Origin of the sequence: Paenibacillus pseudetheri (assembly GCF_924513355.1) — a bacterium.
Lineage (GTDB): Bacteria > Bacillota > Bacilli > Paenibacillales > Paenibacillaceae > Paenibacillus_AQ > Paenibacillus_AQ pseudetheri.
Map to the genome: position 1 here is coordinate 56,093 of NZ_CAKMAB010000032.1, position 15,104 is coordinate 71,196.

The window sequence follows — 15,104 nt, forward strand, 5'->3', positions numbered from 1 at the left end:
ATCATAATTGATCAGAAAGAAAAAGTCTATACTTTGGGCTGGATTTTATTTACTATTGTGAAGCCGGCAAAACTTAATCAATGGAGTGTTGTTAATGGACGTTACCTATCATCTCGATCAGGCCGACTTACAGGATTATATTGGACGGATTTTTGGCACCAGTTATTTAGTTACTCGTGTTTCACGAATGCATGGTGGCGCACAAAAGGTGGTCTACAAGATTGAGTGCAGTAATGGATTTTCCTGCGTTTTGTATGTGTGGGATCTTTCCATGAATTATTTTGAAGAAGAAAAAGCGAATGAAGATATAAATGAACAGTCCTATGGAAGTGATTTGTTTGAATTAAACAATAAGTATTTAACACAACATGGAATTCAAACCCCAGCGCTTTATGATCTGAACAAGGAAAGAGATCGTTACCCATTTGATTATGCGCTTGTTGAATATATAGAGGGACGTAAGGCGGAAACCTTTTTCCAACATACCGAATTAGCTGTTCAAGATAAAGTATTTCAGCAGTTGGGGGATATGCTTACTACTATGCATACCACCGAAAGGCAGTTTTTTGGGAAAGCCAATGCTAACGAGATCAGTACAGAACAATGTCATTCATTACAAATGAAAAATGCGAAAGTACAGCTAGCTTATGCCTCTCAACATATGGAGAAGATCGGGTCTAATCAAAGTAAACTGCTCGATAAGTTGTATGAGCTTGAATCAAGAATTCAGCCAAGAAAGCAGTATGGATTTATTCATGGGGAACTGGGTCCTGACCATGTATTGGTTAATGATAAGCTGGAGCCCTTTCTGATCGATATTGAAGGAGCAGCGTTCTTTGATATCGAGCATGAGCATAGTTTTTTGGAGATGCGATTTGGAGACTTCTATCGATATCTTAAGAATGATAAGCTTGATCCGGATAGGCTGTTATTTTATCAATTTCATCACCATATATCATTAACTTCAGCGGGTTTAAAGCTACAGCATAGAGGATTTCCCGATCAACAATTCGCAAAAGGTCTAGCTGAATATCAATCTGAACGTGCGCTTAGGTTTATCGAAAAATGAAGAAATGAAAATGAAGCAAGAAGCGGCGCGTCATCTCTTGTCAAATATCGTGGGAGCTGAATATTCGAGTTATTACACGGTAACGTTTCAACGAAGCGAAGGGGGAGTCAACCTAACCTAGGGAGACTCCCTCTCTCTTGTGCGTTCTAGGACAAGCCTGACGGTAGTCAAGAGGTGTATACGAAAGTAAAGACTAGTATATAGATGGGAGGCATTCCCTTTCCTATACTAGAACTAGGAAGAGAAGCTGCATGAAGTAGATGCACGACCTAATTTGAGACAATGTGGAGGGGTAATATGAAGAAAAAAAGTAGAATACTTCTAATCGTCGCATTGATTCTAAGTTTAACTATCACGGCATGCGGCATAACCACAAATGAAGGGGAGAAGCAGCCTGAGAAGCAGCCTGAGACACCTGTGGAACAAAAAAATGAAGTGATTGAAGTTTCAACAGTTTCGGCAAGCGATCAGTATCTCAAATTCGATGAGGGCGAAAGCTTTGAAAAGAACTCGGTCTATGATGCGTATGAGAAAGATATCGGCGTGAAGCTTACGAATAAATGGGTGTCCGCCGATGACGTTCAATTCAAGGAAAAAGTGAAGATGTCCATCGCCTCCAATGATCTTCCGGACTTCATGAAGGTTAATGCTACACAGCTGAAAGAGCTGACCGAAGCGGATATGATTATGGATATCACGGACGTATATGACAAGAATGCGACGGATGAGACGAAGAAATTCTTGTCGATGGATGGCGGAATGCAACTGAAGACCGCCACTTTCGACGGTAAACTCATGGGGATTCCAAGTTCTTATAATCCCTACCAGTATCAGTTCCTCTATGTACGCACGGACTGGCTGAAGAAATTGAACCTGCCGGAACCGAAGACGATGGCGGATCTCTTGACGATCGCAGAAGCGTTCAAAACAAAAGATCCAGGCGGCACTGGGAAACCGTATGGAATTGTAATTAGCAAAGATCCATTTAACAACCAGTCCACAGCTGTTACAGGACTAATAGCATTCTTGAATAGTTACCATGCTTATGAAAATCTTTGGATGGAAGACGGAAATGGCAATTTGGTCAACAGTGACATTCAGCCTCAAGTGAAAGACGCACTTAAGGCGCTGCAGGAAATGTTCAAGAAAGGATTAATTGATCCTGAGTTCGTCGTTAAAGATGTGGAGAAAGCAGCAGAGCTCCTCTATAACAACAACGCAGGTATCGTATACGGCCAGTCTTGGGTACCGGCTCAGCTCGCTAAAGGCGCAGTAAAGGATGGTAAAGTCGTACAAGAGTGGGGCGTATTCCCGATTCCATCGGTGGATAGCGAACCTGCACTATCGCAGATAGGTTTGGGTGTTGACGAATATTATGTTATCTCCAAGCAAGCGAAGCATCCGGAAGGCGTTATTAAATTGCTGAACCATTGGATTGTCGTGGATAATCATCCGACGCCAGAACAGAAAGTGTATGAGTATGGTAAAGACCTGAAGGAGAAAGGGAACAACTACTGGCTTCTAAGCCCGCTTCGTGTTGGTAAACAAAAGGATAATAACGGTGAAATATTGCCAAAAGCGATCGAGAACAAAGACGAGAGCATTTTGGAGACGAAAGATCAAAAAACTCGTTACGAGCGTGCCATGAAGTATGTTGACGGTACCGATATCAACATGTGGTGGGAATATCTGATCTCAGGTCCAAAAGGTGCATATTCACTTGTTCCTGAAATTCAGAACAATAAACAGTACCTACAAAACAAATTCTACGGCGCACCGACTCCAACCATGGCAGATCGACAAGAAATCCTGAAGAAGAAGCGGGATGAAGTATACTTCAAGATTATGATGAATCAAGTATCCGTGGATGAATTCGATAAATTCGTAGAAGAGTGGAAAAAGCTTGGCGGCGACGAAATGACCAAAGAAGTCAATGAATGGTATGCGACTCACAAACAATGATAGCAGGAGAATCGAGGGGTTGAACACAAACGACCTCTCTTTTCTTTAACCTAGTTCTTCATTTTTAGTCCTATAGCGAGGTGGATGGCATGAATGTACTAACGCGTATGTGGAAGAGGGAGTGGCCGCTTCACTTGATGTTGGTTCCTGGGATCGTATTGGTCCTCATCTTCAGTTATATCCCGATGGCCGGCATTATGATGGCCTTTCAGAAATACGTACCGAATAAAGGGTTGTTCGGCTCACCATTTATTGGTCTTAAAAACCTTCAGTTACTGATGGATTACCCCGATATCGGCCGGATATTCTTCAATACAGTATACATTGCGGTGATGAAAATTGTAGCAGGTATGATCGTTCCGGTCACCATAGCGATACTTCTGAATGAGCTGCGGAAAGAATGGGTCAAACGGACCTTCCAGACGCTCGTGTACTTGCCGCATTTTCTATCATGGGTCTTGTTAAGCGGTATTCTAATCGATGTATTGTCTCCATCTTCCGGTATTCTCAATCAAGTGCTTGGCTTGTTTGGTATAGACCCTGTTTTTTTCCTGGGAGACAACAAATGGTTCCCTTATGTCATGGTCATATCGGATGTATGGAAAGAGTTCGGATTTGGTACGATTGTCTATCTGGCTGCGCTTACCAGTATTAATCCGTCACTGTACGAGGCAGCGGAGATCGACGGCGCAGGACGCTTTAAGCAGACGTTACATGTGACGCTGCCGGGGATGCTTCCTATTATCGTTCTCATGTTTACGCTTAGTATCGGGAATGTACTGAATGCCGGATTTGATCAAATCTTCAACCTATATAGTCCTCCGGTCTATGAAAGCGCGGATATTATCGATACCTTCGTATATCGTATGGGGATTGAGCAAGCACAGTTCGGTTTCGCTACGGCCGTAGGACTGCTGAAATCCGTCATCTCTTTCATATTCGTATCTATGTCCTATATCTTAGCCTATCGTGTAGCGAATTACCGCATTTTCTAATGCAATCGGCGGTAATTCAGAAGGGAGACACATCGTGCGTACTAACAGATCATTCGGAAGAAAATTGTTTTTGATATGTAATTTTATTTTTCTGGCATCCGTATCTTTGTTATGCCTCATGCCTATTATTCATATTTTGGCGCTCTCGTTCAGCTCCGGGCAGGCAGCATCCGCCGGAAAAGTCATCCTGTGGCCAGTTGAATTCACAACGGCTGCTTATGCTAACGTATTTGGAAAACCTGAATATTTACGCGCATTCTGGGTATCGATTCAGCGGGTCCTTATGGGAACGACAATCAGCATGTTCCTGACGATTATCACGGCCTATCCATTATCCAAAGATTCTCGCCAATTTCGGCTGCGGACCTTCTATTCATGGTTCTTCGTATTCACGATTTTATTCAGTGGCGGGCTTATTCCCAACTATTTAACCGTGAAGAACCTAGGTATGCTCGATACAATCTGGGCTTTGGTGCTGCCAGGAGCGGTCACGGTGTTCAACGTTATTCTGCTGCTGAATTTCTACCGCAGTCTGCCCAAAGAACTTGAGGAATCTTCGCTGCTCGATGGGGCGGGTCAATTTACTACCCTATGGAAAATATATGTGCCGCTATCGTTGCCGGCATTGGCAACGACAGGTCTTTTCACCATGGTGGGGCATTGGAATAGCTGGTTTGACGGTATGATTTACATGAATCATCCCGAGAATTATCCGCTTCAGACCTTCCTGCAGACAATTATTATCAAAATGGATTTCCGCTTTATTAAACCTGAGAGGGCAGAATTAATGATCAAATTGTCCGATCGTACGAGCAGAGCAGCTCAAATTTTCGTAGCAGCATTTCCGATTCTTATCGTGTATCCGTTCTTGCAGCGGTTCTTCATTAAAGGAATTGTGATGGGGAGTGTCAAAGAATAGAATAGGGCACTTAAACTAAGACATTGCATTGCAGGAGAACAAACGATGAAAATCCGATTCTTGATTAAAGATTCCTCTATATTCCAGAAAATAATGGCTGCCTTTCTGGCAGCCTTGTTTCCGCTCATGGCGATTACCTGGTTGATTAATGAGAAGGGTTCGGAGAATATTCGGAGTGAAATTTCCGAGTCTATTCTAAATACGACTCGCTTTTATCTGGATTCACTCGACAAGGAAGCAGACCGGATCAGCCGTTATTTGCCGAACTATGTGATGGACAAAGACTTGATGGAAATTGCAACTACAGGCAATTACATGAGTTATTACGATCGTGCGCAAAAAATATTAGATATCCAAAGACGGCTTGAATTGATGAAGAACTCAAGTCCATTTATTCAAGAAGCAAGGGCGTATATCCCTCTTATCGACCGAACGATTCTTAGCAATAAATTTGAAACTTCGATGAATAAGCAGGAGTATGCTTCTATGCAGCAAAATAAGAGATTATACGAAGAACCTTTCATTTACTGGAATGATAGATTATTTATTTCTATGCAATACCCCATTAATACCATTAAAAATCCGATTTATATCGTAGCGGTTGAATTATCCACTACCAAAATCAGAGAAACGTTATCTCAAATCGGCAGCTCGCGTGGTGGACAGAGTGTATTGCTCAATCTGGAACGTGGTTGGGAGATCGAGAGTGACATGGATCAGGAACTGCTGGAACAAATGAAATCCTTCGCTGCGGATAAGCGGGAATTGCAAAAAGATGAAGGATACGAAACGATTATGTATAATGGTAAGCGGTTTCTTACGGTATATAAATACTCCAGTCTCTGGAATTCCTATTCGATTATGTGCATTCCCGAAGAGACGATCTTGGGTTCCCTTGAGATCTATCGAACATTGTTCTGGTGGGCTTGCGCGCTAGCTGTGGGTATTGTCGTTTTCTTCTCCTACTTTCTATTACGATTTATCTATCGGCCATTAATGAAACTTGTGCATTCCTTTCGGCGCGTTCAGCAGAATAGGTTGGAACCGATCGTGATCGATCGCGGAGCCGATGAGTTCGGGTATTTGTACCAAGCTTTTAATAGTACGATCCGATCCTTAAAAACACTAATCGAGGAAAATTACGAGCAGCAAATCAGGAATCAGCGTTCCGAACTGAAACGATTGCAATCGCAAATTAATCCTCATTTTTTATATAATTGTTTTTTTGTATTGTGCCGGTTAATTAAATCCGAGAATCAGAAGGAAAAGGCTTATCAATTCTGCCTGTACATCGGACAATATTTTCAGTTCATTACTCGCAATGACGAGGATGATATTCCACTGGGGCTGGAGGTCAATCATTCTCGCACGTATGTAGACATGCAAACCATATGTTACGGAGACCGTATTCAAGTCAAGTTCGAAGGTGATGTTCCCAATCTCTTCGTGCCGAGGCTGATTCTGCAGCCGATCATCGAAAATGCTTATAAGCATGCCTTGGGCAATATGATTCAGCAGGGTGAGCTATGGGTTCATTGTGAGCGGGTGGGCGATGTCTTCTCCATCTATGTCGAAGATAATGGCCGAAGCATCCCCGATGCGGAGATCGAACAGCTTCAGAAGCGGCTGCGTCAATCCACCACTCGGATGGAGGAAACAACCGGAATCATAAATGTGCATCGCAGAATACAGCTGCGGTACGGTGAGGAATATGGCATTACAGTGTCACGTTCTGCTCTTGGTGGACTTCAAGTAAGAATCAATCTGAGCGCGAACTAGAGGAGGAATCAGCATGTACCGACTGCTAATCGTCGATGACCTTCCCATTATTGTCGATGGTCTTCTGGAGCTATTCGATGAGACCGATCATTTGCAACTCGAAGTTATGAAGGCATATTCAGGTGAAGAAGCACTGGAGGTACTGTCTCATCATCGTATCGATATCGTGATTTCAGACATTAAGATGCCTGGACTGGAAGGGATTGAGCTGCTTCGGGAAATCAAATCCCAGTGGCCGGCCTGCAAAGTTATTTTCTTAACAGGATACAATGATTTTCATTATGCAAGGAGCGCAATTACGTACGGTGGGTTCGATTATATTCTGAAAGTCGAAAGTGATGAGAAGATCATTCAGTCCGTAGAACGGGCGATTGAGAAAATTGAAGAAGAAAATAACCAAGAACAGATGATCGCTAGAGCACAATCCAAAATGAGGCTGGCATTGCCCTCCCTGCAAAAAGAATATGTATGGGAGCTTTTTCAAGGCAAGCATGTATCGGATAGCCAATTAAAGCAGGCGTTCAAAGAAATCGATATCCCGCTTGATGCGACATTGCCGGTTTACTTGCTCATAGGCAGGGTAGACGCATGGAAAGAAATGTTCACGACGCCGGATAAAGCGTTATTGACTTACGCCGTACAGAACATTTGCGATGAGTATTTGTCCACGCAGGTCAGATGCTATTCCGTTGTATTCGAGTTATCCAAAATCGTCTGGATGATTCAACCGAAAATCCCGGATAAATCGTCTATCGAATACGGGGATCAGGATTGGATCAGAGCTCATCGGTATACAAGCGGTATTCTGGAGACTGTGCAGGGAAATTGCAAGAGATTGCTGGGTTTATCGGTTTCTTTCCTTCTTGGAAGTGAAGCAACGACATGGGATAACATATCTGATCGGTTTCACTCGATCAAATACGGCCTGGTACAAGGACATGGATTATTTAATGAGGTCATATTGACCGATAAAGACATTCAAAGAGAAGTGAACGGTGATCTGAGTGGGAACTACCACGATGCCTTTTATCACGCCCGTGTTCAATTGCTGATGTCTTGTCTCGAGAATAATCATCGGGAGCAATTCAACAAGCTGTATGCCGAACTAACGTCCATTTGGAATGATGAGGAGTCGCCGAATGAGCGGAAGATCGAACTGTATCATTCGCTTTCAGCTATTTTTCTGTTCTATATCTATAAGAATCGAGAAATTCGGGATTACATCAATACGCTGATGGATCTGGATAAGTTATATCGCTATGGACATTCCGCATCATGGTCGGAGCTGATTCAATACTTCTCGCAAATGGCGGATTGTTTCTTCGAATGGAATGCGCTTCGGGGTACGCAATTGCCGACAGAGGTCGTGAATAAGGTACATCGATATATTGAAGAACATATTTCCACTGATATTTCCTTAAATGCGCTGGCCGATTACGTGAGCTTGAATCCATCGTATTTGTCCCGACTTTATAAGCAAATCACTGGAATGGGGTTATCTAAATATGTGAACGACTATCGTAACCTGATTGCCAAAGATATGCTGCTCAACACATCGATGAAAGTGAATGAAATTGCTGCTGCCCTGGGGTACAACTCAGCGCTTGCATTTATTCGCTTCTTCAAGAAGCAGAACGAAACGACGCCGCAAGATTTCCGTATGGCAAGGACCCATATACAGAATCAAGGTCAATAAATGTATATGAAATGTCAGTAACGATCTCTTTTGCCTCCGTTCCTACCGCCTTACAATGGAAGTACACTAGGTGCGCAAGAGGAGGAGTAGTCTTGAGAACATTAACAGCTGTATTACTTGGCGCTGGCAGTCGAGGAAGATATATTTATGGGCCCTACGCGGAGAAGTTCCCGAATGAATTAAAGATTGTTGCCGTAGCTGAGCCGGATGATGAACGTAGAAATCGATTTGCAGAGATTCATAGAATTGCCCCAGAGCATGTCTACGATTCTTGGGAGAAAGTATTCGATCAGGGTCAAATTGCGGACGTGATGATAATTGCTACGCTCGATCGGATGCATTATATACCAGCGATGAAAGCGCTGGAGCTAGGCTATCATGTCATGCTAGAGAAGCCGATGTCTCCTTCCATGGAAGAATGCATCGAATTGGAGCAAGCTTCGCTTCGGTATAAGCGATTGCTCGTCGTAACCCATGTCCTGCGATATTCCCCGTTCTGGTCTGGGATCAAAAAATGTATCGAAGACGGTGAACTCGGAACGATAGGTACAATTCAATTAACTGAAAATGTAGGCTACCTGCATATGACACACAGTTATGTCCGCGGGAATTGGCGCAATTCGGAGGAGACGAGTCCCATGATCTTGGCCAAATCATGCCATGATCTGGATCTCATCTCCTGGCTTATGAATCAACCGTGTACAAGCGTGAGCTCGTACGGATCATTACTGCATTTCAGGGCGGAGAACGCTCCAGAAGGCTCCACGGATCGCTGTATCAACGGCTGCGAGATTGAGAAGGAATGCGCCTTCTCGGCGATGAAAATATATATGCAGCCCCCCGAACACCCTTGGGCTCGCTATATGACGAATGATTTGTCGCAAGAGGGGATCTTGAAGGCGCTGAAAGAAGGACCGTGGGGTCGCTGCGTGTATCGATGCGATAATAATGTCGTGGATCACCAGGTGGTTAACATGGAGTTCGAGAACGGAGCGAATGCATCGTTCATCATGTCAGGGCTGACACAGAGCGGCACACGTCGGGTTCAAATTATGGGAACACAAGGCGAGATCATCGGGGATATGGATAAAGGATCCTTCACACTGTACCGCTATGTATCGGGCGAGAAGGTTGAGATTGGCTGCAATGTGGAAGGCGATGGTCATGGAGGCGGCGATGACCGTATGGTAAGCTCATTCCTGAGGAATGTGCGTCAATTCGACAGCAATCCATCGCAAGGCTTGACCTCGGCGACGGCATCCCTGCAGAGTCATTTGATCGCATTCGCGTCGGAACATTCGCGATTGAACGCAGGTCAGGCTATCAAGCTTTCGGACTTGCAGAAGAAAGGAGAAATGTCTGTATAAGATAAAATGATACTAGGAAGCCTCTTTCGAAGTGATGGGATGCCGTCATGAAGAGGGAGGTTTTTTGGTATGTATTTGATTCAAGAAATCGAGTCAATATGGAAAGGGTTTTTGGCACCAGTTATTTAGTTAATCGTGTTTCACGAATGCATGGTGGCGCACAAAAGGTGGTCTACAAGATGGAGTGCAGTAATGGATTTTCCTGCGTTTTGTATGTGTGGGATCTTTCTATGAATTATTTTGAAGAAGAAAAAGCGAATGAAGATATAAATGAATAGTCCTATGGAAGTGAGTTATTTGAATTAAACAATAAGGATTTAACACAACATGGAATTCAGACCCCTGGGCTTTATGATCTAAATAAGGAGGGAGATCGTTACCCGTTACATCATCTCAAGGCATAATAAAAGACCGCTCTACTGGAATGACTTCCGGATCTGCGGCCTTAGGACAAGATTCTATTATAGGGTCAATCTGTATCTAAAGGTGGTGAGATTAATGGAATTTAACAGTCTTGATACGAGCTTCTTCTTCATAGGTGAGTGGTTTTGGGGATCTTGGAGTGTGCAAGTGGCGTTGCACAGAATATTCCATTTTTTGATAATCCTCATTACCTGAATTCATCGTTGGATTCCAATTTTCCGTTACCCAATTTTTAAGTTCCTTAAGACCTGCTAGCATTTCCTCCAGCCTCCTTTGGCGAAGAAACAATATATTTTGTATTGTTCTGGTTACGCTTTCATTATAACATGGAAATTAGTTTTTTAAAGCTGTGTCCACGTGAAAAACACAGCTTTTAAGTGAACATTGTGTGTTAATTAGGGTTTGTGCTTCCTATGGAGAAAAGTGTCTCCTTGTAGGAGACACTTATATTGCATTTAAAAGGATAATCTATTGCCCTTGAGAGCCGCAAAGGATTTCTAGTAATTACCAAGCCAGCAGATGACTTTAAGGTCGTAGATCGTGTTTCTCCGATTATAACTAGAGCTGCATATATCGTACGATATTGTATTTCTAAATGGAAAATAAGGTCTTATTTTATGGGCGTTCACTTAAATGAAACTATTTTTCTAGTAATGATTGTTCTTTTGGTGGAAATAAATTTTATTTTTTAAAAAATAGAGAAAATAATTTACAGAATCAAATTTAAGTGATATCTTGAATATGTAGAAAAGAAACCGCTCACATCTTAAAGGGGATTATCAATAAACACTCAACAAGTTCCACGGAATTATACCTGCCTTCTATGCTTGCTATGACGATCAAGGGAATATTTCGGAATCCCGGACGCATGCCTTATGTGATTACTTATTTGAAAAAGGAGTTCATGGTGTTTATGTGGGAGGCAGTTCTGGAGAATGTATCTACCAGAGTCTGGACGAACGCAAAGCGGTACTTAGCTATGTAGCTAGTAACCTGAAAGGTAAAATGATACTGATTGCTCATGTAGGAGCCCCTTCCACTAGAGATAGTATCGAATTAGCAAAACATGCGGCGAGCTTAGGGTATGATGCGCTATCAGCAACCCCACCTATATATTTCAAATTACCTGATAGTGCAGTAACTAAATACTGGAGCGATATTATGGAGGCAACTCCTCTACCGTTCATTATCTACAACATTCCTCAGACTACGGGGTAAACACTAACTCCAGATTTATTCGGGAAACTGCTTGCTAATAAAAAAGTTATCGGCGTTAAGAATTCTTCTATGCCACCTATGGATATTGAGCGCTTCAAAAGAGTGGGTGGAAAAGATGTAGTGGTCTTTAATGGACCGGATGAACAGTATGTTGCGGGAAGAATCATGGGAGCCGATGCTGGCATTGGTGGTAGCAGTTAAAGAATAAATAAAAATGTGGAGTGGGTTACTGATGAATACTGAAAATAATGTACTTAAAAAGATAAAACATAAACTAGTCGTCTCCAGTCAAGCCTTACCCGAAGAACCGCTGCATAGTCCGTTTATAATGGGAAGAATGGCTTATGCAGCCTACTTGGGCGGTGCTTCAGGTATTCGGGCAAATAGTGTAGCAGATATTCAAGAAATTAAGAAAACAGTGGATCTACCTATCATTGGGATCATCAAAAGGGTATATGAAGGTTTTGAAGTGTTTATTACACCAACTCTGAAGGAAGTAGATGAGCTTTACCGCGAAGGGGTAGATATCATTGCTATGGATGCGACGGACCGGATTAGACCAGATGGATCTAATATCTCAGAACTATTTCCTAACATTAGAGAGACGTACAAAGATCAGTTGTTTATGGCAGATTGCTCTACATTTGAGGAGGCTGCAAAGGCTGTTGAACTGGGATTTGATCTTGTGGGAACCACTTTAAGCGGATATACAGAGTATACAAAAGACCGCTCACTTCCAGACTTTGCGCTAGTCAAACAAATCGTAAGCAACTTTTCTGTGCCTGTGATAGCTGAAGGCGGTGTTTCCACTCCTGAAGAACTGAAGAAAATGTTTGATCTAGGTGTTTATTCAGCAGTAGTCGGCTCAGCGATTACAAGACCAATGGAGATTACCAAAAGGTTTGTAGACGCTATTCAGTAGAATGCCGGAGAGGGTAGATAAGGATGAGAATTCTCGCTGTAGATATTGGCGGTACCAATACCAAGATGTGTATATGCGATAAACTTGGGAATGTTCATAACTTTAAGGAGTATGCAACTGAGAGCCACTTGGGAGGGCCTCATATAATCTCAAGATTGCTTGATAAGATTGCAGAGAATGATGATTATGATGCCATCGCTATAAGTACGGCCGGTCAAGTCAATGCTGAAGAAGGAATTATAGTCTATGCTAACGAAAATATACCTAGATATACTGGGATGAAGATTAAGGAAATTATAACTAATCATTTTCATAAACCTGTTATGGTAGAGAACGATGTGAATTCAGCAGCATTAGGCGAGGCTCATTATGGTGCTGCCCAGAGCTTTAACAATTTCTTATGCTTGACGTTTGGCACGGGCATCGGTGGTGCCATTGTAATGAACCGCCAAATCTATAAAGGAGCAGATGGGGTGGCGGCCGAATTTGGTCATATCCTGACACATCCATTGTCAGATGCGGTGGAGGGACTGCCTTTTTATGAGAAGTATGCTTCAACCACTGCTTTAGTCAAGATGGCTCAGCAGGCAGATCCCGAATGTATAGACGGAAAAGTCCTTTTTGATAAAATTCACAAAGGGGACGAAGCTCTTAAACAGATCTTGGATTCATGGGTAACTGAGGTTTCTGTGGGTTTAGCTTCTATTATTCATATTTTCAATCCATCGGCTATAATTATTGGGGGCGGTGTTATGGAGCAAAAAGATTTAGTTCAAAGGGTAGAGGAACGGGCGAAGTCTTTAATTATGGAGAGTTTTGCGGGTGTAAGAATTGTTAAGGCCTCACTTGGGAATAAAGCAGGCTTGCTTGGCGCTTCCTCTTTATTCGCACATTAAATCATTGTAAAGGAGGGGCTTATTTGCGAACAATCAGTATTTTTTCTTCTATTCATTCCAAGTACAATAATTTGACGAATACGGAGAAGAAGGTAGCGGACTACGTCCTGGAGAACACGAGAAGTGTTGTCTATATGTCGATTACTGATCTTGCAGATGCGTGCGATGTAGGTGAATCAAGTATTTTTCGATTTTGCAAATCTTTAAGTTATAAAGGGTATCAAGAGTTCAAGATTGCACTCGCTCATAGTATCACTGTGGAGAATGAGATCCCGCAGCTTACGGATCAAATTCTAATGGACGATACTACTGAAGCTGTGGCTTCCAAAGTGCTGACCACAAATGTAAGTGCACTGAACGAGACCTATAATTTAATTGATATACAGAAGATCAATGAAGCTATTGATTATATGATAAACGCGGAACGAGTATCATTTTTCGGCGTGGGATCTTCATTAATCACGGCGATGGAAGCCAAAATTAAATTTATGCGCATTACAAACAAAACGGAGTGTTTGATGGATTCACATCTTCAGATGATGTCTGCAGCGTTGATGTCTAACCGAGATGTAGCTGTAATCATTTCTTACTCCGGTTCAACTAAAGATAGTATCGAGGTTGCAAGAAAGGCGAAGGAACGAGGCGCTAAGGTAGTATCCATTACGAGATTTGAAAAGTCACCTTTAACATCGTATTCGGATCTTACCTTACTTTGTGGTGCTAATGAGGGTCCTCTGCAGGGCGGTTCATTATCTGCTAAGATCTCACAGCTCTATCTGCTGGATATTTTATATGTGGAATATTTCAAAAAGACTAGTGAGCAGTCCATTATCAATAAAGAAACAACAGCTGCAGCAGTTAGTGAGAAGCTCCTATAAGTGCGAGTTCAAAAAGTATGGTTTTCAGCACCGAGAAGATTGGATGAAGGTAGAAACTGAGGAGCGGAGCGTAGTGGAAGCTACGTGAGCACCGGAAGCTTCGCTTGAATTCAATATTCGATGTCGAGTAAGCTTCTTGGGCTACTTCGTGATCAAAAGCGGACTTTTTGAACAACCTCAGTAAGATAATTGAGATGTGGGGAGAATGAGACATTATGATCTTAGGTTCATTGTCATCTTGGGAAGAGCATAGCAGATACGAGAATTCAGTCATTGTAGAGGCTATTGAGGAATTGAAAGTCATCTTACAACACGAACCTGATCTCGGGCGAATCGAGATCCGCGGTAACGAGATATACGTTTCGATTATGGCTCTTGAGGCGAAGTCGCTGGAGGAACAGGTTGCTGAAAAGCATGAGGCTTATATTGATGTGCATTATCTGATCGAAGGTGAAGAAACAATCGGTTGGTCCCCTCTGCAAGAAGGGATCGAGGCTACTAAGCCTTACGATGCCGAAGCAGATTATGCACTTTATCCTCCGTCATCCGATGAAATATTGTTAACTTTGAAGCCGGGGATGTGGGCTGTCTTTTTCCCGCATGATCTACACAGACCTGGTATGGGTCAACCGGACATGAAGATCAAGAAGGCTGTTATTAAGATCCACGTAGGATTATTAAATTCATAGAATCTGAGCAGATGACTTCTGAAAATCATAAGGAGTCATCTTTTTTATTGCATAGGAAATTATACAATGACTAAAGATCACTTTCATGGATTCGTGGAAATGCACGGTCATCGTCTGCCCAGGGAAGTACAGCTTTCTATTTCTCTACATTAGGGTCAAAACACTAGAATTATAGTTATGATGAACGAAAGGCAGCCCCTGTTCGCACACCGTAGGTTAAAATGGAAGTTAAAAGGACAACCATTTCAGAGCTACATGCGAAAGGAGCTGTTACTATGAAGAATACCATAA

Annotated in this window: 12 protein-coding genes and 2 pseudogenes; 13 read left to right on the forward strand and 1 reads right to left on the reverse strand. The window is 42.6% G+C overall.

From position 1 onward, the window contains the following. Positions 1-139 precede the first annotated feature (139 nt). The 8 genes and pseudogenes from L1028_RS22690 to L1028_RS31540 form a co-directional block, all read left to right on the forward strand. Positions 140-1,069 (forward strand): phosphotransferase, encoded by a 930-nt coding sequence (locus L1028_RS22690; RefSeq protein WP_234539996.1) that lies wholly within the window; start codon positions 140-142, stop codon positions 1,067-1,069. 297 nt (positions 1,070-1,366) lie between these two features. Then, a complete protein-coding gene (locus L1028_RS22695; RefSeq protein ID WP_234539974.1) occupies positions 1,367-3,031 on the forward strand; it encodes an extracellular solute-binding protein in 1,665 nt (554 codons plus the stop codon). Positions 3,032-3,120: 89 nt separating this feature from the next. Further along, positions 3,121-4,026: an ABC transporter permease gene (locus L1028_RS22700; RefSeq protein ID WP_042191391.1), complete on the forward strand. Its 906-nt coding sequence runs from the start codon at positions 3,121-3,123 to the stop codon at positions 4,024-4,026. 34 nt (positions 4,027-4,060) lie between these two features. Beyond that, complete coding sequence (locus L1028_RS22705) at positions 4,061-4,945, forward strand: carbohydrate ABC transporter permease (protein WP_042191389.1); 885 nt, start codon at positions 4,061-4,063, stop codon at positions 4,943-4,945. 45 nt (positions 4,946-4,990) lie between these two features. After that, positions 4,991-6,724 carry a sensor histidine kinase gene (locus tag L1028_RS22710; RefSeq protein ID WP_234539976.1) on the forward strand — a complete coding sequence of 578 codons (1,734 nt, stop codon included), beginning with the start codon at positions 4,991-4,993 and terminating at the stop codon, positions 6,722-6,724. Between the two features lie 13 nt (positions 6,725-6,737). Next, on the forward strand, positions 6,738-8,420 hold the full coding sequence (locus tag L1028_RS22715; RefSeq protein WP_234539979.1) for a response regulator: 1,683 nt from the start codon (positions 6,738-6,740) through the stop codon (positions 8,418-8,420). A gap of 92 nt (positions 8,421-8,512) precedes the next feature. Then, positions 8,513-9,787: a Gfo/Idh/MocA family protein gene (locus L1028_RS22720; protein WP_234539981.1), complete on the forward strand. Its 1,275-nt coding sequence runs from the start codon at positions 8,513-8,515 to the stop codon at positions 9,785-9,787. A 98-nt stretch (positions 9,788-9,885) separates the two neighbouring features. Beyond that, positions 9,886-10,170 (forward strand): annotated as a pseudogene (locus tag L1028_RS31540) (aminoglycoside phosphotransferase family protein); the annotation flags it as partial. A gap of 112 nt (positions 10,171-10,282) precedes the next feature. Here the strand turns inward: L1028_RS31540 and L1028_RS22730 are convergent. Beyond that, positions 10,283-10,468, reverse strand: a complete 186-nt coding sequence (locus tag L1028_RS22730; protein ID WP_042130754.1) for a hypothetical protein — start codon at positions 10,466-10,468, stop codon at positions 10,283-10,285. A 549-nt stretch (positions 10,469-11,017) separates the two neighbouring features. Between L1028_RS22730 and L1028_RS22735 the strand changes: the two are divergent. From L1028_RS22735 to L1028_RS22755, 5 genes and pseudogenes are all read left to right on the forward strand, one after another. Beyond that, a pseudogene (locus L1028_RS22735) lies at positions 11,018-11,629 on the forward strand (dihydrodipicolinate synthase family protein). A gap of 31 nt (positions 11,630-11,660) precedes the next feature. Continuing rightward, positions 11,661-12,350 (forward strand): N-acetylmannosamine-6-phosphate 2-epimerase, encoded by a 690-nt coding sequence (locus L1028_RS22740; RefSeq protein WP_234539984.1) that lies wholly within the window; start codon positions 11,661-11,663, stop codon positions 12,348-12,350. A gap of 23 nt (positions 12,351-12,373) precedes the next feature. After that, on the forward strand, positions 12,374-13,246 hold the full coding sequence (locus tag L1028_RS22745) for an ROK family protein (RefSeq protein WP_234539986.1): 873 nt from the start codon (positions 12,374-12,376) through the stop codon (positions 13,244-13,246). A 23-nt stretch (positions 13,247-13,269) separates the two neighbouring features. Further along, positions 13,270-14,124 carry a MurR/RpiR family transcriptional regulator gene (locus tag L1028_RS22750; RefSeq protein WP_076300453.1) on the forward strand — a complete coding sequence of 285 codons (855 nt, stop codon included), beginning with the start codon at positions 13,270-13,272 and terminating at the stop codon, positions 14,122-14,124. 215 nt (positions 14,125-14,339) lie between these two features. Then, a complete protein-coding gene (locus tag L1028_RS22755; RefSeq protein WP_234539988.1) occupies positions 14,340-14,813 on the forward strand; it encodes a NanQ anomerase/TabA/YiaL family protein in 474 nt (157 codons plus the stop codon). Positions 14,814-15,104 lie beyond the last annotated feature (291 nt).